General features: G+C 33.5%; 25 protein-coding genes and 1 pseudogene. 12 read left to right on the forward strand and 14 right to left on the reverse strand.

The window, feature by feature from the left end:
- Positions 1-192: 192 nt before the first annotated feature.
- Positions 193-2,451 (reverse strand): M1 family metallopeptidase, encoded by a 2,259-nt coding sequence (locus SLW70_RS13005; protein ID WP_320888920.1) that lies wholly within the window; start codon positions 2,449-2,451, stop codon positions 193-195.
- Positions 2,452-2,571: 120 nt separating this feature from the next.
- Here SLW70_RS13005 and SLW70_RS13010 point away from each other — a divergent pair, with 120 nt between their 5' ends.
- Entirely contained in the window at positions 2,572-3,423 is an 852-nt protein-coding gene (locus SLW70_RS13010) for an aldose 1-epimerase family protein (RefSeq protein ID WP_320888922.1), read from the forward strand.
- On the opposite strand, the gene SLW70_RS13015 is transcribed toward SLW70_RS13010, so the two are convergent.
- A complete protein-coding gene (locus SLW70_RS13015) occupies positions 3,424-3,648 on the reverse strand; it encodes a VF530 family protein (RefSeq protein ID WP_320888924.1) in 225 nt (74 codons plus the stop codon).
- A 70-nt stretch (positions 3,649-3,718) separates the two neighbouring features.
- Between SLW70_RS13015 and smpB the strand changes: the two genes are divergently transcribed.
- Together smpB and SLW70_RS13025 are read left to right on the forward strand one after the other, a co-directional pair.
- Entirely contained in the window at positions 3,719-4,171 is a 453-nt protein-coding gene (smpB, locus tag SLW70_RS13020) for an SsrA-binding protein SmpB (RefSeq protein ID WP_320888926.1), read from the forward strand.
- Between the two features lie 209 nt (positions 4,172-4,380).
- A complete protein-coding gene (locus SLW70_RS13025; protein WP_320888928.1) occupies positions 4,381-5,433 on the forward strand; it encodes a Fic family protein in 1,053 nt (350 codons plus the stop codon).
- Between the two features lie 132 nt (positions 5,434-5,565).
- Here SLW70_RS13025 and SLW70_RS13030 read toward each other — a convergent pair whose 3' ends face one another.
- On the reverse strand, positions 5,566-6,207 hold the full coding sequence (locus SLW70_RS13030) for a protein-L-isoaspartate(D-aspartate) O-methyltransferase (protein ID WP_320888930.1): 642 nt from the start codon (positions 6,205-6,207) through the stop codon (positions 5,566-5,568).
- Between the two features lie 307 nt (positions 6,208-6,514).
- On the opposite strand from SLW70_RS13030, the gene SLW70_RS13035 reads away from it, so the two are divergent.
- Positions 6,515-6,901, forward strand: a complete 387-nt coding sequence (locus tag SLW70_RS13035) for a VOC family protein (RefSeq protein ID WP_320888932.1) — start codon at positions 6,515-6,517, stop codon at positions 6,899-6,901.
- 41 nt (positions 6,902-6,942) lie between these two features.
- On the opposite strand, the gene nagB is transcribed toward SLW70_RS13035, so the two are convergent.
- Positions 6,943-8,877, reverse strand: coding sequence for a glucosamine-6-phosphate deaminase (gene nagB / locus SLW70_RS13040; protein WP_320888934.1), 1,935 nt, complete (start codon positions 8,875-8,877; stop codon positions 6,943-6,945).
- 386 nt (positions 8,878-9,263) lie between these two features.
- Here nagB and SLW70_RS13045 point away from each other — a divergent pair, with 386 nt between their 5' ends.
- The 7 genes from SLW70_RS13045 to SLW70_RS13075 all read left to right on the forward strand — a co-directional run bounded on the left by SLW70_RS13045 (position 9,264) and on the right by SLW70_RS13075 (position 16,754).
- Positions 9,264-10,619 (forward strand): Na(+)-translocating NADH-quinone reductase subunit A, encoded by a 1,356-nt coding sequence (locus SLW70_RS13045; RefSeq protein ID WP_320888935.1) that lies wholly within the window; start codon positions 9,264-9,266, stop codon positions 10,617-10,619.
- Positions 10,620-10,886: 267 nt separating this feature from the next.
- A complete protein-coding gene (locus SLW70_RS13050) occupies positions 10,887-12,068 on the forward strand; it encodes an NADH:ubiquinone reductase (Na(+)-transporting) subunit B (RefSeq protein ID WP_320888937.1) in 1,182 nt (393 codons plus the stop codon).
- Complete coding sequence (nqrC, locus tag SLW70_RS13055; RefSeq protein WP_320888938.1) at positions 12,061-12,792, forward strand: NADH:ubiquinone reductase (Na(+)-transporting) subunit C; 732 nt, start codon at positions 12,061-12,063, stop codon at positions 12,790-12,792. The genes SLW70_RS13050 and nqrC overlap by 8 nt, the downstream gene beginning before the upstream one ends.
- An 11-nt stretch (positions 12,793-12,803) precedes the next feature.
- A complete protein-coding gene (locus SLW70_RS13060) occupies positions 12,804-13,484 on the forward strand; it encodes an NADH:ubiquinone reductase (Na(+)-transporting) subunit D (RefSeq protein WP_320888940.1) in 681 nt (226 codons plus the stop codon).
- A gap of 217 nt (positions 13,485-13,701) precedes the next feature.
- Positions 13,702-14,316 (forward strand): NADH:ubiquinone reductase (Na(+)-transporting) subunit E, encoded by a 615-nt coding sequence (gene nqrE, locus SLW70_RS13065; protein ID WP_320888942.1) that lies wholly within the window; start codon positions 13,702-13,704, stop codon positions 14,314-14,316.
- A 19-nt stretch (positions 14,317-14,335) separates the two neighbouring features.
- Positions 14,336-15,601 (forward strand): NADH:ubiquinone reductase (Na(+)-transporting) subunit F, encoded by a 1,266-nt coding sequence (nqrF, locus tag SLW70_RS13070; protein ID WP_320888944.1) that lies wholly within the window; start codon positions 14,336-14,338, stop codon positions 15,599-15,601.
- A gap of 145 nt (positions 15,602-15,746) precedes the next feature.
- Entirely contained in the window at positions 15,747-16,754 is a 1,008-nt protein-coding gene (locus SLW70_RS13075) for an FAD:protein FMN transferase (protein ID WP_320888946.1), read from the forward strand.
- Here the strand turns inward: SLW70_RS13075 and SLW70_RS13080 are convergent.
- From SLW70_RS13080 to SLW70_RS13130, 10 genes and pseudogenes are all read right to left on the reverse strand, one after another.
- Positions 16,751-16,936, reverse strand: a complete 186-nt coding sequence (locus SLW70_RS13080) for a membrane or secreted protein (protein ID WP_320888948.1) — start codon at positions 16,934-16,936, stop codon at positions 16,751-16,753. The two genes, SLW70_RS13075 and SLW70_RS13080, sit on opposite strands and share 4 nt — an antisense overlap.
- 39 nt (positions 16,937-16,975) lie before the next feature.
- On the reverse strand, positions 16,976-17,413 hold the full coding sequence (locus SLW70_RS13085) for a CBS domain-containing protein (RefSeq protein WP_320888950.1): 438 nt from the start codon (positions 17,411-17,413) through the stop codon (positions 16,976-16,978).
- A gap of 198 nt (positions 17,414-17,611) precedes the next feature.
- Positions 17,612-18,793 carry an aldose epimerase family protein gene (locus SLW70_RS13090; protein WP_320888952.1) on the reverse strand — a complete coding sequence of 394 codons (1,182 nt, stop codon included), beginning with the start codon at positions 18,791-18,793 and terminating at the stop codon, positions 17,612-17,614.
- An 89-nt stretch (positions 18,794-18,882) separates the two neighbouring features.
- A pseudogene (locus SLW70_RS13095) lies at positions 18,883-20,231 on the reverse strand (IS3 family transposase).
- Positions 20,232-20,317: 86 nt separating this feature from the next.
- Positions 20,318-22,228 carry an acetate--CoA ligase gene (gene acs / locus SLW70_RS13105; protein WP_320888954.1) on the reverse strand — a complete coding sequence of 637 codons (1,911 nt, stop codon included), beginning with the start codon at positions 22,226-22,228 and terminating at the stop codon, positions 20,318-20,320.
- 333 nt (positions 22,229-22,561) lie between these two features.
- Complete coding sequence (locus tag SLW70_RS13110; protein WP_320888956.1) at positions 22,562-22,921, reverse strand: DUF2200 domain-containing protein; 360 nt, start codon at positions 22,919-22,921, stop codon at positions 22,562-22,564.
- Positions 22,922-22,952: 31 nt separating this feature from the next.
- Complete coding sequence (locus tag SLW70_RS13115; protein WP_320888958.1) at positions 22,953-23,294, reverse strand: DUF5763 domain-containing protein; 342 nt, start codon at positions 23,292-23,294, stop codon at positions 22,953-22,955.
- Between the two features lie 247 nt (positions 23,295-23,541).
- Complete coding sequence (locus tag SLW70_RS13120) at positions 23,542-23,988, reverse strand: VOC family protein (RefSeq protein WP_320888960.1); 447 nt, start codon at positions 23,986-23,988, stop codon at positions 23,542-23,544.
- Between the two features lie 450 nt (positions 23,989-24,438).
- Entirely contained in the window at positions 24,439-24,894 is a 456-nt protein-coding gene (locus SLW70_RS13125) for a DinB family protein (protein WP_320888961.1), read from the reverse strand.
- 123 nt (positions 24,895-25,017) lie between these two features.
- Positions 25,018-25,422 carry a hypothetical protein gene (locus SLW70_RS13130; protein WP_320888963.1) on the reverse strand — a complete coding sequence of 135 codons (405 nt, stop codon included), beginning with the start codon at positions 25,420-25,422 and terminating at the stop codon, positions 25,018-25,020.
- Positions 25,423-25,601: 179 nt separating this feature from the next.
- On the opposite strand from SLW70_RS13130, the gene SLW70_RS13135 reads away from it, so the two are divergent.
- The gene (locus SLW70_RS13135; protein WP_320888965.1) at positions 25,602-25,787 is read left to right on the forward strand and encodes a hypothetical protein; all 186 of its coding nucleotides are present in this window, start codon (positions 25,602-25,604) and stop codon (positions 25,785-25,787) included.
- Positions 25,788-25,803: the final 16 nt, after the last annotated feature.

Raw genomic sequence — 25,803 nt, forward strand, 5'->3', positions numbered from 1 at the left:
TTTTAGAAATTATAGAAATCAGCACAGAGAAATTTTGTGTTTACTTTTAAAAAAATCAAAAAAAAATTAGCACAATTTAATTTGTGCTAATTTGTGACATGAGCGTTAGCGAACTGGCGTAGTAAATCAGTTTTTTTCAATTAAAAATATTGGTAAACTTTATGCCTCGTCGTGCTCTTTGTGCTTAATCCATTATTTAATTTTAGAAAACGGTATTTTTTGACCATCATTTAAAAGCAAATCAAACCCTGTTAGCTTTTCATTAAATTGAAATTTCACTCCTGCGCTTTGAGATTCAAATAAGTCTTTACCGATATTTTCTACAGCAAATCCTGGATATCCTGTAATTACGACATTCAATACATTAAATTTTTCAGTAAGAACTATTTTGATTGGCATTTTAGTACTAGAATAAGTTCCCAAATACCCATCCAAAACAAGATCTTTTTCAATTGCTCCGTTTAAAGAAGACCAAATGTTATTACTCACATTCACATCTGGGAACACATGATCAGGGTCTAAACTAATACTTTCAATTTCTTCAGTGGTGTTGTGCTTAAAAGACCAAGTTGTATTTTTTTGCCACACTTCAACAGGAAGTCTTACACGTGTTAGTTTTCCTGATTTGGTTTTGATATCTAAAATAATAGGCAATGCCATTTTATCGAAATTTTCGACTGTAATCACAACGCCATTTTTAGGATCATTTTTAATATATTTAATAGCCGTAATCCCTTGGTCAAATTTCCAATTATTAGTAAACCAAGCTCTCCAAAACCAACCTAAATCTTCGCCAGAAACATTTTCCATAGTCCTAAAAAAATCATCTGGTGTTGGGTGTTTGTATGCCCAACGCTCGATATAAGTTCTGAAAGCCAAATCAAAACGTTCTATTCCTAAAATATGTTCTCTTAAAATGACTAAGGCGGCACCAGGTTTAGAATAACATAAGGTGGCAATATGTACTTCTTTCATATTATCAGGTGCAGTCATGACAGGCTCAAGAACATCTTTACTGTATTCATTTGCTTTTCTATGCAAATCTTCTGGTGCTTCTTTATATTCACCATGATTAAAATCGACATTACTTAGGGAATTGATAAAGGTATTCAAACCTTCATCCATCCATCCAAATAGACGCTCGTTTGAACCTACAATCATAGGAAACCAAGTGTGTCCAAATTCATGATCTGTTACCCCCCATAAACGCTGTCCTTTGGACTCCCAATTACAAAAAACGATACCTGGATATTCCATTCCTCCCTCGTTTCCTGCCACATTGATTGCTGTAGGATAAGGATATTCTAACCATCTCTTGGAATAATTTTCAATGGCTCCTTTGGTAAATTCTGTTGCCCTTCCCCATGCTAACATTCCAGCACTCTCAATAGGATAGGTCGAAATCGCCAATGATTTTTTACCACTTGGTAAATTGATTTGAGCAGCATCCACAATAAAAGCCGCAGACGACGCCCAAGATACATCACGAGCATTCTTCATAGAGAAATTCCAAGTTTTAGTGGCAGTAGTAGGCAATTTAGCCCCCGCCTCTACTTCTTCGGCAGTCCGAATTAAAACAGTTGAATCGCTTTGTTTGGCTTTTGCCATTCTGCCTTGCTCAGCAACCGAATAAACTGAATTAGGATTTGTTAATTCACCCGAACAAACCACAAAATGATTCGCTGGGGCAGTAATACTTACGTCAAAATCTCCGTATTCCAAATAAAACTCTCCTGCTCCTAGATAAGGTTTCACATTCCACCCTCGAATATCATCATACACACACAGACGCGGATACCATTGCGCAATGGTAAATATCTTGCCATTTTTAGTCTCTAAAACACCTGTTCTATCTGAACCTTCGTTAGGTGAAATATAAGAGAAATCAATTTTCAATTTTACTGAATCACCCTTTGGTTTTAATTCCGCAGGTAAAAAAACTTGCATTCGGGTATCGGTAATTAAAAATTTCACTTCGGTTTCTGATGGTTTGGCTTTTGAACCTGAAACCACTTTAACCGATTTTATCTTATGACCTCCATCAAAAATTTGTCCTCTAGCCCCATTGCGGCTTCCTGTTAATGGAATAACTGCATTTCCTCTTGAGTCATCTTTAAATAAATTCTGATCAATAGTAAGCCATAAAAACGAAAGTTTATCAGGACTGTTATTGGTATAACTGATAACAGCGGTACCTGTGATTTCGTTTTTCTGTGGATTCAAATAAGCTGTTAGTTGATAATCAGCTCTATTTTGCCAATATTCTGCTCCTGGTTGTCCACTAGCTGAACGAGTAGCCGAACCATGGTCATTGTAAAATTGTGAATTAAAAGTTTCATTATAATTGTATTTAGAAAACGAACCAGTAACTGAAGTTACTTGTGACCAAATTGAAGATATTACCAACAATAATGACAATTGAATAATTCCTTTACATCTAATGTTTATCATATATTTTTACTTTATAAAAACAAATTAATGAAAAAAAAACGTACAGATAACCTAATCTTATCTAGATAACCATATTTTAGGTTATTTTTATACCTTTTTTAAACATTAAATTCATTCCTTTTGAAAACAACTCTAAGAAATAGCCAACTAACAGCACAAATAAATCATTTAGGTGCTGAATTGAATTCATTGAAAAACAACAGTGGTAAAGAGTACATCTGGGAAGGAAATCCCGATTTTTGGGGCAAGCACTCCCCTGTTTTATTCCCAATTGTAGGAACTTTAAACAACAATACTTTCAAATACGAAGGAAATACATATTCTTTATCGAGACATGGTTTTGCCCGAGAAATGGAATTTGAATTGGTAACCAAAACTGATAATAGTGCGACCTTTTCAATTCAATCAAACGCTGAAACCTTAACAAAATATCCGCTTGATTTTGAATTTCAAATCATTTATACACTAAAAGAAAACCAACTCGACATTGCCTATAAAGTCATTAATAAAAGTTTGACAAAATTGCCTTTCTCTGTTGGTGCACATCCTGCCTTTGCTTTGCCTGGTGACTTCGAAAACTATAGTCTTCAATTCGAAAAAGAAGAACCTTTAGAATATCATTTATTAGAAAATAATTTAATATCGAATAAAAAAGCAGTACTAAAAACCGCCAACAACTCCATTCAACTAAATCATCAACTATTCAAAGATGATGCGCTAATTTTCAAATCATTACAATCCAAAAACATAACTATACTTACAAACAACAAACCATTGCTAAAAGTAGTTTTTGAAGATTTTCCACATCTCGGAATTTGGACAATGATTAACGCTCCTTTCTTATGTATAGAGCCTTGGTTTGGTTATTCAGACACAACCGAAAGTAACGGCAATCTGTTTGAAAAAGAAGGTATTCAAGTTTTGAATTCAAAAGAAACATTTAACTCCAAATTCACGATTGAAATTCTATAACTAAAATTTTGGTAGTGTTTTGATATACAAGTCTTCTACTTTTTTTCGGGCCCAATCTGTTTTTCGTAAAAAAGTAAGACTTGATTTTATACTTGGATTCTCTTTAAAACATTTAATTTTAATTAATTCACCCAAAGTGTCAAAACCATAGAAGTTCACCAATTGTTCTACAATCGTTTTTAAGGTTATTCCGTGAAGCGGGTCTTTTGAAGCATTATTTTCCATATTACAAATTTATGCCAAATTCCTCAAAAAATTGTGGAGTTTTCGTAATTGTTCCTACATTTGCAATCCTATGCTAAAAACTGTCAACATACTTAATAAGAGAGCGCGTTTTGATTATGAAATAATCGAAAAATTTACTGCTGGAATTGTTTTAGCAGGAACAGAAATCAAATCCATTCGTTTAGGGAAAGCCAATATCACTGAAAGCTTTTGCGAATTTAGTGGTCATGAGCTTTTTGCAATCAATACCTATATTGAAGAATATTCATTTGGGAATCAATTTAACCACAAAGCCCGAAGCGAAAGAAAACTACTTTTAAACAAACGAGAATTAAAAAATTTAGCGCGTTCTGTCCAAGCCAAAGGTTTGACTATCGTCCCTTTGAAATTATTTACCAATGAAAAAGGAATTGCTAAACTTGAAATTGGTCTTTGTCGTGGTAAAAAAACCTATGACAAACGTGAGTCATTGAAAGAACAAGATACCAAACGTGATTTAGATCGTATCAAGAAGGCTTTTTAATTAAAATACTTAGATTTTTTTTAGCCCACAGATTTTACAGATTACACAAATAAACACAGATTTTATTGAATTCTTATTTTTTCAAGATATAGACTCGTAGTTTATTGTCCTTAGAAAAGAGGTTTATTACTGATTAATCTTTGTAAAAAACTTTGATTTATTCCAAAAAATGACTAAATTTGTCAAGACAATTTTAAACATTTTAAATCATGAAAACCTTACTGAAAAACGCTAGAGAAGCAAAATCTCTTAAAACAAGAGAGTTAGCTCAATTAATGGGTATTGACCAGGCTTTAGTAAGTAAGTTTGAAAGTGGCACACGAAAACCTACCAAAGAACAAATTATCAAACTAGCTTCTATTCTAGAAATAGATTATGAAACCTTAATGATTGCTTGGTTAAAAGAAAAAATTCTTTATGAAATAGGAGAAGAAGTTTTTGCCTTAAAAGCCCTAAAAGAAGCCGAAGACGAATTAAAATACATCAGAACCACAGTTCCTAATCAAAAAATTTCTAAGGCACTTGAAAAATTATTGGATGAAATTGATGCATTGAAGGTTAAACTAGATAAATTTCGTCAGTTTGATAGTTTTAGGATTGCACAAGCACTTGAGTTGGAATATACTTTTGAGAGTAATCGTATCGAAGGAAACACTCTTACTTTGCGTGAGACTGATTTAGTCATCAACGAAGGTTTGACTATTTCTGGTAAAAGTATGCGTGAACATCTGGAAGCCATTAATCATCAAGAGGCTATTGCTTACATCAAGCATTTGATGGAGAAAAACAGCAATCTCAATGAACGTGAATTGTTATCTATACACAACTTAATTTTAAGAGGGATTCAGCCAGAAGATGCGGGTCGCTACCGTAAAGTACAAGTGATGATTAAAGGAAGTACTTATATGCCTCCACAACCTTATATGGTCGCTAAGGACATGGAAGATTTCTTTATCTGGTATGAAACCCACAAAAACAATCTTCACCCTATTGTTCTTGCTGCTGAAATGCACGAACGCCTGGTGACCATTCATCCTTTTATTGATGGAAACGGGAGAACGTCACGTTTGGTAATGAACTTGATTTTGTTACAACATGGTTATGTAATTGCAAATATCAAAGGAGATTATGAGAATCGAATGCAATACTACCAATCGCTAGAAACAGCGCAAACTCAAAACAACAAAGAAGATTTTTTGTTGTTTATTGCTCAAATTGAGAAAGAAAGCTTAGAGCGCTATATTGGGATAATTGCGCAATAAAGACTTTTATCACAAAGGCACAAAGGTTACATTAAGAGAGTACGGATTACAGATAGATTTTTATCAATATTAAACCGTTATATTTCTCAGTAAACTTTGTGCCTTCTTAGTATAATTCGTGTTTAAACAAAATTAATTTTTATCCTCCAATAAAGGCACAAATCTAAATTCACCCAACTCGTGTTTTTCAAACTGAGTTTCGTTTTTTCGAATTAACAATGTCATTATTTGTACATCCTCACCAAGGGGAATAACCAGTCTTCCTCCTATCTTAAGTTGCGCCATCAAAGGTTGTGGTATCACCGGAGCTCCCGCTGTAACTATAATACTATCAAATGGAGCAAATCCTGGCAATCCTTTATAACCATCACCAAAAGTTAAATGTTTAGGTCTAATACCTAGTTTAGGTAACAATGCCGAAGTCTGTCTATATAACTCACTTTGACGTTCTACGCTAAAAACTTTAGCTCCCATCGTATACAGTACAGCTGTTTGATATCCTGATCCTGTACCAATTTCTAAAACTTTATGATCTTTTTTTACTTCTAGCAATTGTGATTGAAAAGCCACAGTGTAGGGTTGTGAAATAGTTTGTCCTGCTCCAATAGGAAACGCCTTATCTTGATACGCGTGTTCCTCGAAACTAGAGTCTAAAAATAAGTGTCTCGGAATCTTTTTTATTGCTTCTAAAACATTTTTATCTGTAATTCCTTTTTCTTGCAAAACGCTTACTAATTGGTTTCGAAGTCCTTGATGCTTGGCCGTATCTTTCAAAATGTAGTATTTATAATTTGTAAAATTAACTAAAGATTTTTGAATTACAACTTTGATTTAAATAAAGATATTTGTTGCTGTTTTAGATCAAATTATTCTTTTTTTTTTAACATCTAACTATAAAGTCTTTATGCAATCTCTACTCATCATTTGCTAAAAACACTCAAATACACCTATTTTGCAAAACCAAAAATTTAAAAAAACCTGTAAAATATTTTTATTATCTTTACAAAAGACTCAACTACCTTAATTACAAACATTTGTAAAGCCTAAACTTCAACTCCAAAATCATTAAACAATTGAAATCATGAAAAATGAAAACCCAGTAGTATGGTTCGAAATTTATATTGACGATATGACAAGAGCCCAAAAATTTTACGAAACTGTATTTGATGTTCAATTTACACCACTAACAGACCCTACATCAAATGATTTTCAAATGCTAGCTTTTCCAAGTGATATGGAGTCCAAAAACAGAGCATCGGGAGCATTAGTAAAAATGGAAGGATTTAAAGCAGGTAATAACAGTACCATTGTATATTTTATGAGTGAAGATTGCAGCATAGAAGAAGCCAGAGTTGAAAACGCTGGAGGTAGTATATTTAAACCCAAAATGTCCATTGGAGAGTATGGATTTATCGTTCTCGCCAAAGACACCGAAGGCAATATCATTGGAATACATTCTATGAAATAAAATAGGTTCTAAATTTTCAGTGAGCAGTTCAAAACAAAAAACTAGAACCTCCACCGAACAAAAGCTTCCATTGCAGCATAATGTGACAAACCTAATTGGTCATATAAATCTGCTGTTTCTTTGTTTCTGTCCTCGGCTCTCTGCCAAAACTCCCTGCTATCAGCTCCTTGAAATACAACACCATCTTTTTGCGATTGATGTTTAAAGATTCCCTTCCTTTTTTCTAAAACCTGATCAGGTCCCATAGGTATTGCCATTTCTATTTCATCGATATTCCATTCTTGCCAAGCACCTCTATACAACCAAACCCAACAATCCTCCATAAAAGGCTTAGATTTCAATCTTCTTACTGCCTCAAATATTGCGTCCAAACAATGTTTATGTGTTCCATGAGGATCCGCTAAATCTCCTGCAGCATAAATTTGATGCGGCTTTATTTTTTCGATAAGATCCATAGTTATTTGAAAATCATGTTCTCCTAATGGTTTCTTTTCGATAGTTCCTGTTTCATAAAATGGTAATTCCATAAAATGAATTTGCTCGTCTGGAATCCCTATATAATGGCAAGTAGATCGAGCCTCACCTTTCCTAATAAGCCCTTTAATTTGTCTTACCTCTGGACTGTCTACTTCACTTGTTCTTTTGTTTTTTAGAAAAGCCAATGCTTTTTTGAAAATGGCAGAAGCATTTGTATTATCAATTCCAAATTTCTCATTATAATCACAAACAAAACTTGCAAAACGCAAAGCTTCATCGTCAGCAACCGCAATATTACCCGAAGTCTGATACCCTACATGAACTTCATGGCCTTGTTCATAAAGTCGCTTGAAAGTTCCTCCCATACTAATGATATCATCATCTGGATGTGGACTAAAAATAAGTACTCTTTTACGAGCAGGCGCAGCACGTTCAGGACGATTTTTGTCATCTTCATTGGGTTTTCCTCCTGGCCAACCTGTAATGGTGCTTTGTAATTCATTAAATATTTTGATGTTTATATCATAGGCATGACCATATCCAAAATCAGCCAACAAATCACTCATTCCGTTTTCTATGTAATCTGCATCTCTAAGCATTAAAATAGGCTTATTTAAGCTAAGTGCTAACCCCAAAACTGCCTTTCTAATCAATCGGTCTGTCCAATCGATTTTTTCAACTAACCAAGGTGTATTTAATCTTGTAAGTTTTGAAGCAGCTGCTTTATCCAAAACAAAAATAGCATTATCGTGTTCTTGCAAAAAGGACGCAGGCACTTGAGTTGTCACAGATTCTTCAACAGAAGCTTTGACAATATTCGACTTTCCTTCTCCCCAAGCCATTAATATCACTCTTTTCGCCTCCATTATCTTTTTAATTCCCAACGTAATTGCGGTTCTTGGCGTTTTATCAAGTCCTAAAAAATCTTTACTGGCAGCAACACGTGTTATATGATCTAAGGCAACTAATCTGGTTTTTGAATTCTGAAGAGAACCCGACTCATTGAATCCAATATGTCCATTTCCTCCAATTCCTAAGATTTGAAGATCTATCCCACCTAGGGCTTCAATTTTTTCTTCATACTTACTGCAATAATCCGAAATAGCTTGTTTAGTCAATAACCCATCTGGAATATGATAGTTTTCAGGTAAAATATCAATATGATTGAATAGTAATTCCTTCATAAATCGAACATAACTGTTAACGGAATCTGGTTCCATCGGATAGTACTCATCCAAATTAAACGAAATCACATTCTTAAAACTCAGCCCTTCTTCTTTATGTAAACGCACTAATTCAGCATACAAACCCTTTGGTGAGGAACCAGTTGCCAAACCCAACACACAAGGAAGATCTTGCTCTTGTTTTTCTTTTATTAGTTCAGCTATTTCTTGTGCAATTGCTTTAGAGGCGATAATAGAATTTTCGTAAACAATAGTACCTATCTTTTCGAACCTTTTTTCAAAACCCGTCGCCTTGTCTATAGTACTGTATAACATAGTTATTAAATTTTGATGTTTACTAAAGTTGAATCTTATCTTTAGTTTGAAAATAATTTATTATCAAGATTTTTATTAAAATTACAGCATTAAAAACAATAAACACAAATTGTTTAAATATTTATTTTTTAGACTTTAAGAAAAAAAGCCGAATTAATTAAAATGTTTATTGTCTTTAGTAGAAAATGTTTTTTAAACAGGATTGCAGAGAAATCATTAATAAAAATTCTTTTATTGTTGCTTTAAACACATAAAATCATTAAATTAGTACAAAATTCCCGCATTTTTTAACAAATAACTAATAAACATTATCTTATAGCATACTAAAGACACGTCCATATATCAGAAAATTAAAATTAATACCTACTAAAAAAATAAATTAATGTATGAGTAAATATATTAAAATTAAAAGGGGATTGAATCTAAAATTAATAGGTGAAGCTGTTAAGTCAGTATCAGACATGCCTATTGCTGATATATTTGCTATAAAACCAATAGATTTTGTGGGACTTACTCCAAAATTGTTAGTCAAAGTAGGAACAAATGTGCTAGCAGGAAGTCCTCTTTTTTACGATAAAAATAATGAAGCTATAAAATTTTGTTCTCCTATTAGTGGGGAAGTTGTAGAAATTCTAAGGGGTCACAAAAGAGTTATCTTAGAAATAAAAATACTGGCTGACAGGGAAGTTAAACACCTAAGATTCTCCCAATCAAACCCCAACGAACTTTCAAAAACGGACATTACTGACCAATTATTAAATAGCGGTGTTTGGCCATTTATTCGTCAGCGACCTTATGGGACCATTGCTAATCAAAATGATAACCCCAAAGCTATTTTTATTTCAGCTTTTGATACGAACCCACTGGCTCCAGATATCGATTTTATTATGTCTGGTAAAAATTCTAATTTTCAAACCGGATTAGACGCTTTAAAAAAATTAACGACTGGTATAGTACACCTAAATGTGAACGCTAGTAGTTCCCCCGCTCCCCTTTTTAGTCAAGCACAAAAGGTACAAATCAACACCATTGACGGTCCACATCCAGCAGGAAATGTAGGTGTTCAAATACACCATATTGACCCTATTAACAAAGGAGAAGTAGTTTGGTATATTCAACCACAAGATGTAATTATCATAGGAAAATTATTTAACGAAGGAATTTTTGATGCTTCGCGAACTATAGCTTTAACAGGTTCTCAGCTTACTAATCCTAAATATTATAAAACCATTGTAGGTTCTTCTATTAAAAACATGATTGAAGATGCTGGCCTAAAAAAAGGAGAAAACCGAATTATAAGTGGTTCAATTTTATCAGGAAGGCAAATACCTGCTGATGGTTATTTAGGTTTTTATGATTCCCAAATTACCGTAATCCCCGAAGGTAACGAATATGAATTTATGGGCTGGTTAAGACCCGGTTTTAATAAATTTAGTTTGTCTCGCACTTTTTTCTCTTGGTTGACACCCAATAAAAAACACGATTTGAATACCAATTTGCATGGTGAAGAACGTCCTTTTGTAATGACGGGACAATATGAAAAGGTTTTTCCAATGGATATTTACCCTGTTCAACTCTTAAAATCTATACTAATAGAAGATATTGATATGATGGAAAAACTGGGTATTTATGAAGTGGTTGAAGAAGATTTTGCACTCTGCGAACTCGTATGCACATCAAAGATTAAATCACAAGAAATCATCCGTCAAGGATTGGATATAGTTCGAAAAGAATTTAGTTAATCATTTTAGCACTACGGTCTGAAAATCCGTATATTAGAAAGCCTTACTTAAACCTTTTTAAGTTCATTTTTTTTTAATTTAACACTTAGCTTCTGGCCAACAGCTAGGTTAAAAGATTAGCACAGATTAATCTGTAGCCTTTAATTTTAGAAGAAAACTGAGATGAGCTAAAACATATTGTTTTCAGCTTGCTTTTTGATAATACAACAGAGAAACGTGTTTTAACAAACAGCTATTTAAATTTAATCATTAAAAAAATATTTGAATTTGAAGCCACTAAGAAAATTACTGAATAACCTCAAACCTAATTTTGAAAAAGGAGGAAAACTGGAAAAATTCTTTCCAGCATTTGATGCGTTCGAAACCTTCCTATTTGTACCTAATCACACGACACAAAGTAAGGGAACCCACGTACGTGATGCAATTGATTTGAAACGTACGATGATATTAGTTGTGCTTTCTCTAATTCCTTGTTTGCTATTTGGAATGTGGAATATTGGTTACCAACATTATTTAGCTTTAGGGATTATGAATGTCACTCTAATAGATACTTTTATTTTTGGAGCTATTAAGGTACTTCCATTAATACTCGTCTCTTATGGAGCAGGATTGACCACCGAGTTTATTTTTGCTATTATTCGAAAACATACAATAAATGAAGGTTTCTTAGTTTCAGGAATGTTGATTCCACTAATTATGCCTATTGATGTACCTTTATGGATGTTGGCTATAGCTACCATTTTTGCTGTAATTATTGGAAAAGAGGTTTTTGGTGGCACAGGAATGAACATTTTAAATCCAGCACTTACCGCCAGAGCGTTTTTATTCTTTGCTTATCCTACCAAAATGTCTGGGAATGAAGTCTGGATAAACATAAGTACAGAAAAAGGACAAACGGTTGTTGATGCCTATAGTGGTGCAACTGCTTTGGGCGAAGCAGCTGCTGGCCATGCCGATAAAATCCCAAGTATAATGGAATCTTTCATAGGAACTATTCCGGGTTCTGTTGGAGAAACATCTACTATAGCTTGCTTATTGGGAGCGGCCATTTTATTGTACACTGGAATTGGCAGTTGGCGCATCATGACCTCCGTTTTTGTAGGCGGATTTTTGATGGCTTTGGTTTTCAATTTGTTTGGACTAAATACACTAATGCAAATTAGTCCCTTACACCATTTAGCGTTAGGAGGTTTTGCTTTTGGTGCCGTATTTATGGCCACCGACCCTGTTAGTGCAGCGCAAACAAATTCAGGAAAATATATTTATGGTTTTTTAATAGGTCTGCTAGCGATTCTGTTTAGGGTGTTCAATCCAGCATATCCTGAAGGAATGATGTTAGCAATTTTATTTATGAATGTAATGGCACCCTTAATTGATCATTATGTAGTTGCAGCCAATATTAAACGAAGATTAAAAAGAGTTACCTCAACACAAAAGCAAAATGGATAAAGACAGTAACAAAGCCACGTTTCTTTTCTCCTCTGTTATGGTGGTAGTAATTGCTATACTACTTTCGGTAACAGCGATTAGTCTTGCACCCTATCAAGAGAAAAACATTCGGATTGAAAAGATGAAAAACATTCTCACCAGTGTTTCAATCGCTACTGAAACTGCAAAGACAGAATCTGCATTTAATCAATACATTACCAAACAAATTGTTTTAAACAATAAAGGTGAAGAAGTTACTGGTAGCGTGACAGCATTCGATATAGATCTTAAAAAGGAATTGGATAAAGCCAAAACAGGAAAAACAAATGAACAATTATTTCCCCTTTTTATTTGCAATAAAGACGGTAAATCTTTTTATATCATTCCGGTTAGAGGAAAAGGACTATGGGGGCCTATATGGGGGTTTATTTCACTAGAAAGCGATATGAATACGGTTTACGGTGCTAGTTTTGGTCACAAAAGTGAAACACCAGGACTAGGTGCCGAGATTGAAACTGAAAAATTTCAGCATCAGTTTGTTGGTAAAAAAATATTTGATGAAACAGGAAATTTTGTTTCAGTAACTGCTATTAAAGGTGGAGCACAACCGAATAATATGCATGGTGTAGATGCCATTTCGGGAGCTACCATTACCAGCAAAGGAGTTACGGAAATGTTTAAAAGAACACTTAACAACTACATACCCTATTTCAAGAAACAAAAAACAATAGCATTTACAAACTAAAATAACAGGATATGAGCAAAGAAACCATCGCAGTTCCTGCAAAAACTAAAAAAGTAAAAGAACCTTTGTTTTCGCAAAAAAACAAAAGACTTTTATACGACCCATTGAATGACAATAATCCCATAACGGTCCAAGTATTGGGGATTTGCTCTGCATTGGCAGTTACAGTAAAAATGAAGCCGTCGATTGTAATGGCACTAGCAGTAATAGTAGTTTGTGCTTTTTCAAATGTTATAATTTCTATTATCAGAAACATAATTCCAAACCGTATCCGAATTATTGTCCAACTTACTGTTGTTGCTGCCATGGTAATTTTAGTAGATCAATTTTTAAAGGCTTTTGTATTCGATGTCAGTAAGCAACTGTCTGTTTTTGTTGGATTAATCATCACTAACTGTATTATCATGGGACGCTTAGAAGCTTTTGCCATGTCAAACAAACCTTGGCCTGCTTTCTTAGATGGAATCGGTAACGGATTTGGCTACGGTTTGATTTTGGTAATCGTCTCGATGATACGAGAATTATTTGGTTCAGGCGAATTAATGGGCTTTCGGGTGATACCTGAATCAGTTTATGCTATGGGATATTTCAACAATAGCCTTGTTATCATGCCTCCTATGGCGTTAATCGTTGTGGGGATTTTAATCTGGGTGCAAAGAAGCCGAAACCAAAAACTAATTGAGTCGAAGTAATTGAACACAATAAATTAAAAAAATATGGACACGAATTTCACTAATTATAACAAATGAGATGAGTTATAAAAATTTACACTAATGCTAAAAATTAACTAATACTATTTGCCTAAGGCAGATTCGTGAAATTTTAAAAAAGTTAGTTTTTGTGTAAATTAGTCTAATTCGTGTTTAAAATACATATAATTCAACATTAACGAGATTTAAAAATTTCATCATGGAGCACATCAATATTTTTATAAAAGCAATTTTTATTGAGAACATGATATTTGCCTATTTTCTAGGTATGTGTTCGTATTTGGCTATTTCCAAAACAGTAAAAAGTGCAGTAGGATTAGGACTTGCGGTAACCTTTGTTTTATTAATATCAGTACCTGTATGTTATCTTTTAGAGAAATTCATATTAAAAGCCGGAGCCTTACAGTGGTTATCATCCGACTTTGTGAATGTAGATCTTAGCTTTTTAAGTTTTATTATGTTTATCGCAACCATTGCTTCTATTGTACAATTAGTCGAAATGATTGTTGAAAAATTTGCACCTGCGTTATATACATCATTAGGGATATTCCTCCCTCTTATAGCCGTGAATTGCTCTATACTAGGCGGTGCTTTATTCATGCAAGAAAGAGAGTATGCTAGCTTAGGCGAAGCAACTGTTTTTGGCTTCGGTTCTGGTGTAGGATGGTTTCTAGCCATAGTAGCTTTGTCTGCCATACGTGAAAAATTACGATATTCTAATGTTCCTGGTCCATTGCGGGGTTTAGGGATTACATTTATTTTAACTGGACTCATGGCAATTGCATTTATGAGTTTTATGGGGATTTCATTATAAATTTATAATCATATTAAAAATGATAATATTAAGTATTGATAGCACAACGATAATCTGCAGCGTGATTGTATTTTTACTATTCAATACGCTATTGGTATATATAATTCTATATGCCAAATCCAAACTTACTCCTTCAGGATTAGTCAAGATAGTCATTAACGAGGATGACGAACTAGAAACAGAAGCGGGTTCAACCCTACTTTCTACTCTTTCAAATAAAAAAATATTCTTACCCTCAGCTTGTGGTGGTGGTGGCACTTGTGGGATGTGTAAATGCCAAGTACTATCTGGCGGTGGTGAAATTCTACCAACCGAAACCCCGTATTTTTCAAGAAAAGAGCAACAATTAAATTGGAGACTGGGTTGTCAAGTAAAAGTAAAGCAGAATATGGAAATAGTAATCCCTGCAAGTGTACTTGGCATCAAAAAGTGGGAATGCGAAGTCGTTTCTAACCATAACGTGGCGACTTATATCAAAGAATTTGTAGTCAAATTACCTGAGGGCGAATTTTTAGACTTTCAATCAGGTTGTTACATTCAGCTAGATGTACCTGAGTGTGAAATTGATTTTAAAAATGAATTGTACAAAATTGACGACCGTTTCAAAGAAGATTATGATAAATATGGGATTTGGGATTTAACAATGAAAAACTCCGAACCTATTTTTAGAGCCTACTCCATGGCAAATCATCCAGCGGAAGGGAATATTATTATGCTTAACATTCGACTCGCTACTCCTCCTTTTGACCGTAAAGTGGGTGGATTCATGAACGTTAATCCTGGTATTGCATCTTCTTATGTGTTTTCTCGAAAACCTGGCGACAAAGTAACTATTGCAGGACCTTTTGGTGATTTCCATATTAAACCTACACAAAGAGAAATGATTTACATTGGTGGAGGTGCGGGAATGGCTCCTTTGCGTTCTCATTTATTCCATCTTTTCCATACATTGAATGAGAAAAACCGAAAAATAAGCTTTTGGTACGGAGGAAGATCTTCTAAAGAACTGTTTTACACGGAAGATTTTAGAGAAATTGAAAATGAATTCCCAAATTTTCAATACAATATAGCACTGTCTGAACCATCGCCAGAAGATAATTGGACAGGTTATACTGGTTTTATCCATAATGTGCTTTTTGAAAACTATTTAAAAAATCATGAAGCTCCTGAAGATGTTGAATATTATATTTGCGGTCCTCCATTGATGAATGCTGCAGTTTTCAAAATGCTGGATGAACTAGGAGTTCCTCAAGAAAACATTGCATTTGATGATTTTGGAGGTTAATCCCAAAATCCGCATTAGGATTTTATAATTTTTTTTCACGCTGATTTCCGCAGTTTTTAATTTATAAAACAATTAAAAATCTGTGTAAATTCGCTTCATCTGTGTCATCCGTGTTCCAATGCGTAATCTAGGTTAATAATAATTTATGAAAAGAAAAATAGTCTCTCTCTTTATTGTTTTTATACTTTTAACGGGCTGTACTAGCAATCAAAATAAAATTATTAAATTCGAAGGAAACGCACAGGGAACCACTTATCACATCACCTATCTCTCTAATGAAGGTATTCTTTACAAAACCGCTATTGACTCCCTACTAACTGATATTGATGCATCAATGTCAACATGGGTTCCTAATTCGATTATTTCCAAAATAAATAATAATGAGAAAAATGTTGAGGTTGATGACTATTTCAGAACCGTTTTTAATAAATCTGTTGAAGTATCTGAAAAAACAGGAGGCCTTTTTGATATCACCGTAGGTCCTTTGGTAAATGCTATGGGATTTGGTGCTCAAAAGAAAAACTCTTTAAACCAAGCCAAAATTGATAGTTTACTACAATTGGTTGATTATAAAAAAGTAACATTAAAAGGCAACAAAATCATAAAAGAAAATCCTCAGATTAAAATTGATTTTAATGCTATAGCCCAAGGCTATTCTGTAGATGTTTTGGCGAACTTTCTTGAAAGCAAAGGAATCAACAATTACCTCGTAGAGTTAGGTGGAGAATTAAGAGCTAAAGGGGAAAAAGAAGGAGAAGACTGGAAAGTAGGTATTGATCAGCCTAATGATAAAGAAACGTCTGAAAGAAAATTAGAAGCGATTATTAAATTAAACAATAAAGCACTGGCGACCTCTGGAAACTACCGAAAATTCTATATTGAGGGAAATCAAAAATTCTCGCACATTATCAACCCTAAAACAGGCTATCCAGCTAAACAAAATCTATTAAGTGCTACTGTAATTGCCAACGATGGAATCACTGCCGATGCTTATGCTACGGCTTTTATGATAATGGGATTAAATAATTCCATTGCCTTTTTAGAAAAAAATAAAGATTTAAATCTTGAAGTTTACTTTATATATGACGATAAAGGTCAATGGAAAACATATGCTTCAGAAAAATTAAAAAGACAACTAACAGAATTACATTAAGATTTACATTTTTCCTCGGGTTTCGCTCCACATATACCACAAGCCCCTCCTTCACCTTGTACTAATGGATTATTACTACTACAGGTACCTGAAAAGCGTCCGTTTTTTTTCACTAAGAGTTTGATGGCAATCCCACCAATCCCTAGGCCCAAAAGCAGAATCGAAAGTAGTATAGTTGCCATAATTAAGAATTAAATCTATTAATTGGGATAAAATAACGATTACATAGCCTTAGTGCCACTGATATAAGAATCTAAATGATCAATTGTATTTTTTTGCAATTCAATAATAGCTTTGACCACATCACCAATTGAAATAATCCCAATGACTTTTTCCTCTGACAATACAGGTAGATGTCTAATTCTCTTATTAGTAATCAAATCCATACAGTAATATATATCATCTGTAGGTTTTACAGTTATCATATCGGTATCCATGATTTCATGAACTAAAGTTTCTCTCGAAGCTTTATTTTTCAAGGCAATCTTTCGGGCATAATCTCTTTCAGATAAAATTCCTTTCAAAACATTATCCTCAATCACTAATACTGCACCAACATTTCTTTCACCCATTATTCTCAAAGCTTCATAAACGGTGATGGTTGAAACAATAGAATGAACTTCATTCCCTTTTTCCGCTAATATTTGATTTACAGTCATAATAGATAGTTTTATGTTATCCATAAATTTAATAAAAAAAACAGATAAAAAGAAATCAAAGCATGAATTACTTTTGGGCTTTAGAACATTTTTAACTATAAAGCAACCTTAAATTATACTAAAAGACACATTCACTACATTTAAAAAAAATGCCCGAAAAAATTATTCAGGCATCATTTAGTAATACTATTTAAAAAACTAGTTTACAGAAAATGTAAAGGTAGTCTTGGTCTTGTATTTTTTTCCGGGAATTAAAACTGTGGTTGGAAAATTACTCTGATTTGGTGAATCTGGAAAATGTTGTGTTTCGAAACAAAATCCCGTACGATGTTCATAAAACCCACTAGTTCGCATCGGTAAATTTCCTTTAAGAAAATTACCCGTGTACAACTGAATTCCAGGCTCATCTGTGGTCACTTCTAACAATCGTCCACTCACTTTATCATAAGCCTTAGCGACGATCGTTTTTCCTCTTTCAGAATTATTTAAAACCCAACAGTGATCATAACCATTTCCCCTTTCTAATTGTTCGTTTTTTACCCCAATTTCTTTTCCTATTTTTTTTGCTGTTCTAAAATCAAAAGGAGTATTGGCAACCCATTCAAATTCCCCTGTTGGAATTCCATTTTCATTAATCGAAACAATTTTATCCGATTGCAATACTACTTCATGTTCTAAAATTGTGTTCGAAAAATCTCCAGATAAATTGAAGTACGAATGTTGTGTTAGGTTTACAATTGTTTCCTTATCTGTAGTTGCCTCATAAAGGACTTCTAATTGATTCTCATTTGTCAATGTATAAGTTACACAAACTTGTAAATTCCCTGGATAACCTTCTTCTAAATCTTTACTTAAATAAGACAATCTTAATGAGGCTTTTTTTCCTGATTTGACCTCGACAGCTTTCCACACCACTCGATTAAAGCCTTTTTCGCCTCCATGTAAAGAATGAGGTGGTCTATTGAGTGTTAATTGATATTCTTTCCCATCTAATGAAAATTTTCCATTGGCAATCCTATTAGCATATCGTCCAATAATGGCTCCAACATATGGATTAGGTTGTAAATATTCTTCTAATGTCTTAAAACCAATAACCACATTTTCAGAAATCCCTTTTTTATTAGGAACTTTTAAATCCGTAATAATCCCGCCATAAGTTATGATGTCCACTTCCATTCCGTTTTGATTTTTCAACTTATAGCTATCAATTTTTTCACCTTCGGGAGTAATCCCAAAAGTTGATTTTTTGATTGTTACTTCTTGATATTTTGAATGAGTTACTATCTTTTTAGCTACCAGCTTAGTCTCTTCATCTTTTGTAGTAAAAGATGTCAAACAAAAAATCACCAGTATAAATGTGAATTGATATATTACATTCATAATAACCTTATAAAATTATTCTACTTAAAATGAACTCAAAAAAAAGCCCAAGCAATAGACTGCACCCAAAAGTTTAGACAAATTTATATTTAATTTTGATAATAATGAGTTCGATATTTTATCGGACTCATTTTGTTTAAATTTGATTTAATTCTCTCGTTGTTGTAATAGATTATATATTTATCGATTTCCTTTTTTAATTGTTCTATTGATTTGAATTTTTGCGTATAAAACATTTCAGACTTTAGTGTTCCAAAGAAATTTTCAATAATAGCATTATCTAAACAATTTCCTTTTCGTGACATACTTTGCACAATACCTTTTTTCTTTAATAAATATTGATACTGCCTCATTTGATATTGCCAACCTTGGTCAGAATGGAGTAGTAAATTTGTATTATTTGGTATTTTCTTAAATGCTTTTTTTAGCATCATAACTACTTGGTTAAAAACTGGTCGTTCAGTAAGTTCATAGCTGATTATTTCTTGGTTAAACAAGTCAATTATAGGTGATAAATACAACTTATTTCCAGAGACATTAAATTCTGTTATATCGGTTGCCCACTTTTGATTTGGAGCTTCTGATTTAAAATTTCTTTGCAATAAGTTTGGAGCTATTTTACCATTTTCCCCTTTATAAGATTTGTATTTTTTTACTCTAACAATACTCTTTAGTCCTAATAGTTTCATCAATTTTAAAACGGTTTTATGATTGATAACGACTCCTTTACTTTGAAGTTCATCAGTTATTCGTCTGTAGCCATAACGCCCTTTATGTCGTTTATAAATGACTTTAATTAACTCTTTAGTTTCTTTATATTTATCAGGTAATCTGCTCTGTTTTTGATGATAATAAAAACTACTGCGCGCCATATTTGTTAGATCTAGAAGTAACTCTAAATCAAATTTATGCCTTAAATCTACTATGGCTTGGAATTTTTCCTGGCTTGAATTAAGGCTTGTAACTTTTTTAGCAATTCATTCTCACAACGAAGTCTTTCGTTTTCTTTTAATAGTTCTTCTTCCCTTGTTAAGGGTTTGTTTGATTTGCTTTTTTTACGATTATTGCTCATAGAAATTGGTCTGCCTCTTTGTTTTGTCTCTAATCCTTTAAGGCCAAAGTTAGCATAATCTTTTTTCCATTTTAAAATTATGGCAATATCTGGGATATTAAATCTTATACCAGTTGCCATCAATGAAAGAGAGTCTTTTTCTATGGTTTTGAGTACTTTTAACTTAAATTCAGCGGAATAACTTTGATTTATTCGCGGTAATAAACCAATTTCACCATAAGCCTTATAAAAACTGACCCACTTACGAATATTGGATCTGTTAATACCTTTTAATCTTGAAACATGATACATTGAGTAATGTTTCTTTAAAACTAATTCTACACATTCTAATTTAAATGCATAATCATATTTAACTTTTCTTTCCATAAAAAATGCCCCAAATAGTGTCTAACTTTTTGGGGCATGTTCAGCAATAATACTTGAGCTTTTATTTTATATAACTAAAAGAGTCCTTATTCTACTCTTCCTTCTTTTATTTCTTCAACAATTTCTGGATTCAACAAAGTGGTTGTGTCTCCAAAATTTGAATAATCACCTTCAGCAATTTTTCTTAAAATTCTTCTCATGATTTTACCAGAACGAGTTTTTGGCAATCCTGAAACATATTGAATTTTATCTAATTTCGCAATTGGCCCAATGTGTCCTGAAATATGTTGGTTGATTTCTAGGAATAAATTCTCTTTATTTCTAAGTTCTCCTGTTTCTTTCAAAATTACAAAACCATACAAAGCATTTCCTTTCACATCATGAGGGAAACCTACTATCGCACTTTCAGCTACTGCTGGGTGTTCGTTGATGGCATCTTCAATAGGAGCTGTTCCTAGATTGTGTCCAGAAACAATCACTACGTCATCCACACGACCTGTAATTCTATAATACCCTACTTCATCACGCAAAGCGCCATCTCCAGAAAAATATTTTCCAGGAAATTGTGAGAAATAAGTTTGTTTATAACGTTCATGATCACCCCAAATCGTTCTTGCGATTCCAGGCCAAGGAAACTTAATACACAAACTTCCCACTACTTGATTTGATTCAATTTCGTTGCGTTTTTCATCCATTAATACAGGTTGAATACCTGGTAATGGCAAAGTCGCATAAGTAGGTTTTGTAGGCGTAACAAAAGCAATTGGCGAAATCATAATTCCACCTGTTTCTGTTTGCCACCAAGTATCCACCACAGGACATCTTTTTGCTCCCACATGGTCATTAAACCAGTGCCAAGCTTCCTCGTTAATTGGCTCACCTACTGAACCTACCACTTTCAATGATTTGAAAGGGAATTTTAAAACGTACTCTAATTTTTCCTTTGCCAAGGCACGAATTGCCGTTGGAGCTGTATAAAACTGAGTCACTCTATGTTTTTCGATAACTTCCCAAAAACGGCTAAAATCAGGATACGATGGCACGCCTTCAAAGATAACCGTAGTCGCTCCATTCAATAATGGACCGTATAAAATATAAGAGTGACCTGTTATCCAACCGATATCGGCAGTACACCAGAAAATATCATTCTCTTCGTAATTAAAAACGTTTTTAAATGTATAAGCACTATACACCATATAACCCGCTGTAGTATGCACCATTCCTTTAGGTTTCCCTGTAGAACCAGAGGTATAAAGGATAAACAAAGGATCTTCGGCATCCATAATTTCAGCCACACTATTGTCTGAAGCTTCGTCTAATAAAGGCTGAAGGTAAATGTCTCTATCTTCCTTCATACTGATAGTCGAATTAGTTCGTTTTACGACCAAGACTTTCTCCACTGACTTGCATTTCTCTAATGCTTCATCAACGATATTTTTTAACTCAATCGTTTTGCTACCACGGAAACCACCATCAGCAGTAATCACCATTTTACACTCACTATCGTTGATTCTACTCGCCACTGCCGAAGCCGAAAAACCAGCAAAAACAACCGAATGTATCGCTCCAATTCTAGCACAAGCCAAAGTAGCCACAGCTAATTCAGGAATCATTGGCAAATAAATACAAACTCTATCGCCTTTTTTGATCCCTTGATCACGCAACACATTAGCCATTTTACAGACTCTTTGGTGCAATTCGTTATATGTAATATGTAAAGCTTCTTCGTCTGGATTATTTGGTTCAAAGATAATAGCGGTTTTATCTCCTCTTTTATTAAGATGTCTGTCAATACAGTTTTTTACAATATTTACTTTAGCGCCTGAGAACCATTCTACTTCAGCCTCAGCCATATTAAACTCAACAACCTTATCCCATTGTTGGTACCAGGTAAAGTTTTCTTCTGCAATTTTTCCCCAAAATTTTCTTGGTTCACGAACCGATTTATTATAATGTTTAAAGTATTGTTCTAAGTTGTCTATTTTATAATAACTCATCCTTTTATTAATTTTTTATAAATATATTAAAACTATATCGATTCTTGAAAATATTAAATGTAAAAGTAAAAAAAATCAGTCTCCAAAAAAAGTTTATTAAAACATCCGCAACTTTTTTTATTTTGGACCACAACAACAGGCATTTATAACAACATCGCTCCCGCCATCCGTTCTATCTTGTGGCGGCATAAATGCCCGCCGCCACAAGGATGCCACTTCTGTCGGGGGTAATTAGGTGAGTTTTGGAGTTTTAAGTGATTCTTATTTTTAAAAATGGATAACTGCATTCTTTACAACACTTTCAGAAAAGTATTCTATTACTCCTTACAATGTTTATCGTAATATTTTATCCATCTTTCTTCCCTTTGCTAATTCATCCACTAGTTTATCTAAATAGCGTACTTGTTGCGTTAATGGATTTTCAATTTCTTCTATTCGATACCCACATATAACTCCTGTAATGAGGTTCGCATTTGGATTTAATTTTGCTTTTTGAAAAAAGGTTTTAAAAGTTGCTTCCTCATCAATGAGTTCTTGTATTTTAATATCATCAAATCCCGTCAGCCATTCGATTACTTGATGCAATTCTTCGATTGTTCTTCCTTTCTTCAAGACTTTCGTAATATAATGTGGATAAACCGATGAAAAGGTCAACTTTTCCATTCGCTCATTATGTTCTGCTGTTGGTTTCATTTGTATTTCTTTAAAAAAAATCAATCATTAATTAGTCAGGATTGTGTTGAAAACAATATCCATTAGCAATACTAGTTCGGTGTTTACATCTAGTGCCAGCTTTGGTTGTTCCTCTACATTGAACGGTAGAAGATTCTCCCTTTGCCCTATTTTGTGATGCTAAATTTGAACGAATACTTATAGGTGGTTTGCAAATTTTACAGGGTTCTAAACCTATTTCAACAGCTGATGCAATCGGTATTACTTGAGACACATTATTCACCATTCTACAACTAGCCAAGTGATACTTTGCACCTGAAGGAGTCTTATACACATTTTGACTTTTAACACCATATGTAAAAAGTAAAAAACAAAGTATTTTAAAGTATTTCATGGGTTGTTTTTGTATATGATGATAAACTTCTTCATTCAATTTAAAACTTTTATCAAACCGAACAAATTTTCAATAAACCAACCTATCGTCAGTTCGAGTTGAGAAAAAATTTGCGATAGAAAATTTTTTCTCAGTATCGAGAACACTCGTTTAAACAAAACTTCTCGATACAATTTTTACGAGTAATGCAATAGCTTTACTCGTAAAAATCACTCGAAGTGACGATTATTTTATTAACTTAATAAAACTATTTAAGTTGTTCGGCAATCCCGATTAAAATTCCTTCTGGACCTCGGATGTAGCAAAGTCTATAAGCGTCTTGGTATCGAACCACTTCGTCTACCAGTTGTGCACCATGCTTATACAATCTTTCGAGGGTGTCGTCAATATCCGCAACGGCAAACATCACCCGCAAATAACCTAAGGCATTTACTGGAGCGGTACGATGATCTTCAATTACTTTTGGATTGATGAATCTTGATAACTCTAGTCGGCTGTGGCCGTCAGGTGTTACCATCATGGCTATTTCTACGGATTGATTCCCAAGTCCCGTAACACGACCTGCCCAGTCACCTTCAATAATGGCTCGTCCTTCTAACGTTAAGCCCAATTCAACAAAAAAAGCAATGGTATCGTCTAGCGATTCTACCACAATGCCTACATTGTCCATTCTAAGTAAATTGGTTCCTGACATTGATTGAAATTTTAGGTTTTAACAAATTTATTAAAATTACGACAGATACCACATAAAAAGAATTTATTGGATAACAGAGTACTAAATAAAGTAATAACTAATATTAGAAGTTAAGGCCTAAAATGAACTTGGAAAGATCTAATATTTATAGAAAAAATGAAGGTTTGTATAATCGACTCCAACGTGACTTTGGGGCGAATTTATTTGGTGGGGTGATTTTTAAAATTTCGCAAAGTCATGATACTTTGCGAAGCGGGGAAGCGGATTGAAATGACCTTGGAAAGGTCAAATATTTATAGAAAAAGGTGAAAGCTATGTATTCGACCCCAGCGGGGTCGCATAAACAGCACTAATACAATCGTTTCTATAAATATTGAAATCCTCTGGATTTCTCTTATCTTAATAACATAGCCTTAGTAACTACTATGAGACCAAAACAAAACCTCAATTTCAAAGAAACTTTCGGATATTCATCATAATCCCTAAATGCAATGCTTCATGATAATTATTATACTCCAATGTTTCTTTCAATGTTCCTAAATGAAATCCCATACTTGTAGTTCGTTCATTGTAAACCTTAAATTGATTATTATAAAAATCAGATTCCGTTTTTTCAATTAATGAAATCAAGAGCTTTTTCAATTCCTTTACTTCCTTTTCTGAGGATTTTCCTGTTGGTTTTGTACCGGGTTTATATCGTTCCATTAATTCAGCTGAAAGATAGCCATGTAAATTCGAAGATTTATAAATCAATACTTGCTGGCAGACCATTATATGACCAATATTCCAAATCAAATTATTACTCAATCCGTCAGGAATAGTATTTAATTGCTCTAGCGTATAACTTTCAAAATAATCTAAGATTAGATTTCTATTAGTTTTCCAAATTTTAAATGTTGATTTCATTGATGTTACATTATGTATAATTGCAATAGCATAAATAATTTCTATCGTTATTCGTATTGCAAATGCTATGAATTGTTTTTTAATTTAAGTAGGTACTTGATGCAATCGAGCACCAGATTGGCTTTACATCAATTCAGATGTTACTTCTACGACTTTACCAAACTCGTCAAATAGAATAACCAGCTCATAATGATCCAAAAATCCTGGGTCATCAGGGTCGGGCACAAGATAACAAATTGTATCTTCAGTGCTTCTATATCCACATTCGCCGTCACTTTTCCCTAAAATTTTAAGCACTTCTGTTTTGTTTTTCCCAATCAGTACGTTCTCTTTTAAATCATTAATCATTCTGTATCGTGAATTTACATTTTCAACCCAGTCTTTTGAATTAAATTTTTTCGCTCTCAATATTGGATTTACTATTCCGTAACCGATTCCAATAAACAATGCTGTCCAAATTACAGGCATTAATATTGTCGTTAAAAAAGAATTAAGCTTTAAGTTCTTAACTCCATATTTTCTTTTCAAAAAATTTTTATACAAAAAATAAGATGGTATCAAGAAAAAGAACTCAAATACAATAAAAAAAAAAATAGCATCAATCATTTCACTTCAATTTTGATTAAATTACTGCCAACTTCTATATAGATTTGGTTACAGCTAAACTTTATTTGTTTTCAAATATATTCATTTTTTCTTACAAATAAATGAAGGGAAATACTTTTAAAGATGATTTTTCAAATGCTATTTTGAAAACACAAACTTCCTCCCTAGCCCCGATTGAGGTGGCATCCTTGTGGCGGCTGGCGTTTACGCCGCCACAAGATATAGCCGAAAGCGGGAACCTAACTTTCTTAAAAGACACCAAATGTTCTGCTCCTAAAAAAAAATAGGCACAAAAAAAAGCGA

Source organism: Flavobacterium sp. NG2 (assembly GCF_034119845.1).
GTDB lineage: Bacteria > Bacteroidota > Bacteroidia > Flavobacteriales > Flavobacteriaceae > Flavobacterium.

Coding starts and splice junctions, on each gene's coding strand:
- SLW70_RS13005 (WP_320888920.1), bottom strand. CDS start 2,451: ATGATAAACATTAGATGTAAAGGAATTATTCAATTGTCATTATTGTTG.
- SLW70_RS13015 (WP_320888924.1), bottom strand. CDS start 3,648: ATGGAAAATAATGCTTCAAAAGACCCGCTTCACGGAATAACCTTAAAA.
- smpB (WP_320888926.1), top strand. CDS start 3,719: ATGCTAAAAACTGTCAACATACTTAATAAGAGAGCGCGTTTTGATTAT.
- SLW70_RS13025 (WP_320888928.1), top strand. CDS start 4,381: ATGAAAACCTTACTGAAAAACGCTAGAGAAGCAAAATCTCTTAAAACA.
- SLW70_RS13035 (WP_320888932.1), top strand. CDS start 6,515: ATGAAAAATGAAAACCCAGTAGTATGGTTCGAAATTTATATTGACGAT.
- nagB (WP_320888934.1), bottom strand. CDS start 8,877: ATGTTATACAGTACTATAGACAAGGCGACGGGTTTTGAAAAAAGGTTC.
- SLW70_RS13045 (WP_320888935.1), top strand. CDS start 9,264: ATGAGTAAATATATTAAAATTAAAAGGGGATTGAATCTAAAATTAATA.
- nqrC (WP_320888938.1), top strand. CDS start 12,061: ATGGATAAAGACAGTAACAAAGCCACGTTTCTTTTCTCCTCTGTTATG.
- SLW70_RS13060 (WP_320888940.1), top strand. CDS start 12,804: ATGAGCAAAGAAACCATCGCAGTTCCTGCAAAAACTAAAAAAGTAAAA.
- nqrE (WP_320888942.1), top strand. CDS start 13,702: ATGGAGCACATCAATATTTTTATAAAAGCAATTTTTATTGAGAACATG.
- nqrF (WP_320888944.1), top strand. CDS start 14,336: ATGATAATATTAAGTATTGATAGCACAACGATAATCTGCAGCGTGATT.
- SLW70_RS13075 (WP_320888946.1), top strand. CDS start 15,747: ATGAAAAGAAAAATAGTCTCTCTCTTTATTGTTTTTATACTTTTAACG.
- SLW70_RS13080 (WP_320888948.1), bottom strand. CDS start 16,936: ATGGCAACTATACTACTTTCGATTCTGCTTTTGGGCCTAGGGATTGGT.
- SLW70_RS13085 (WP_320888950.1), bottom strand. CDS start 17,413: ATGACTGTAAATCAAATATTAGCGGAAAAAGGGAATGAAGTTCATTCT.
- SLW70_RS13090 (WP_320888952.1), bottom strand. CDS start 18,793: ATGAATGTAATATATCAATTCACATTTATACTGGTGATTTTTTGTTTG.
- acs (WP_320888954.1), bottom strand. CDS start 22,228: ATGAGTTATTATAAAATAGACAACTTAGAACAATACTTTAAACATTAT.
- SLW70_RS13110 (WP_320888956.1), bottom strand. CDS start 22,921: ATGAAACCAACAGCAGAACATAATGAGCGAATGGAAAAGTTGACCTTT.
- SLW70_RS13115 (WP_320888958.1), bottom strand. CDS start 23,294: ATGAAATACTTTAAAATACTTTGTTTTTTACTTTTTACATATGGTGTT.
- SLW70_RS13120 (WP_320888960.1), bottom strand. CDS start 23,988: ATGTCAGGAACCAATTTACTTAGAATGGACAATGTAGGCATTGTGGTA.
- SLW70_RS13125 (WP_320888961.1), bottom strand. CDS start 24,894: ATGAAATCAACATTTAAAATTTGGAAAACTAATAGAAATCTAATCTTA.
- SLW70_RS13135 (WP_320888965.1), top strand. CDS start 25,602: ATGAAGGGAAATACTTTTAAAGATGATTTTTCAAATGCTATTTTGAAA.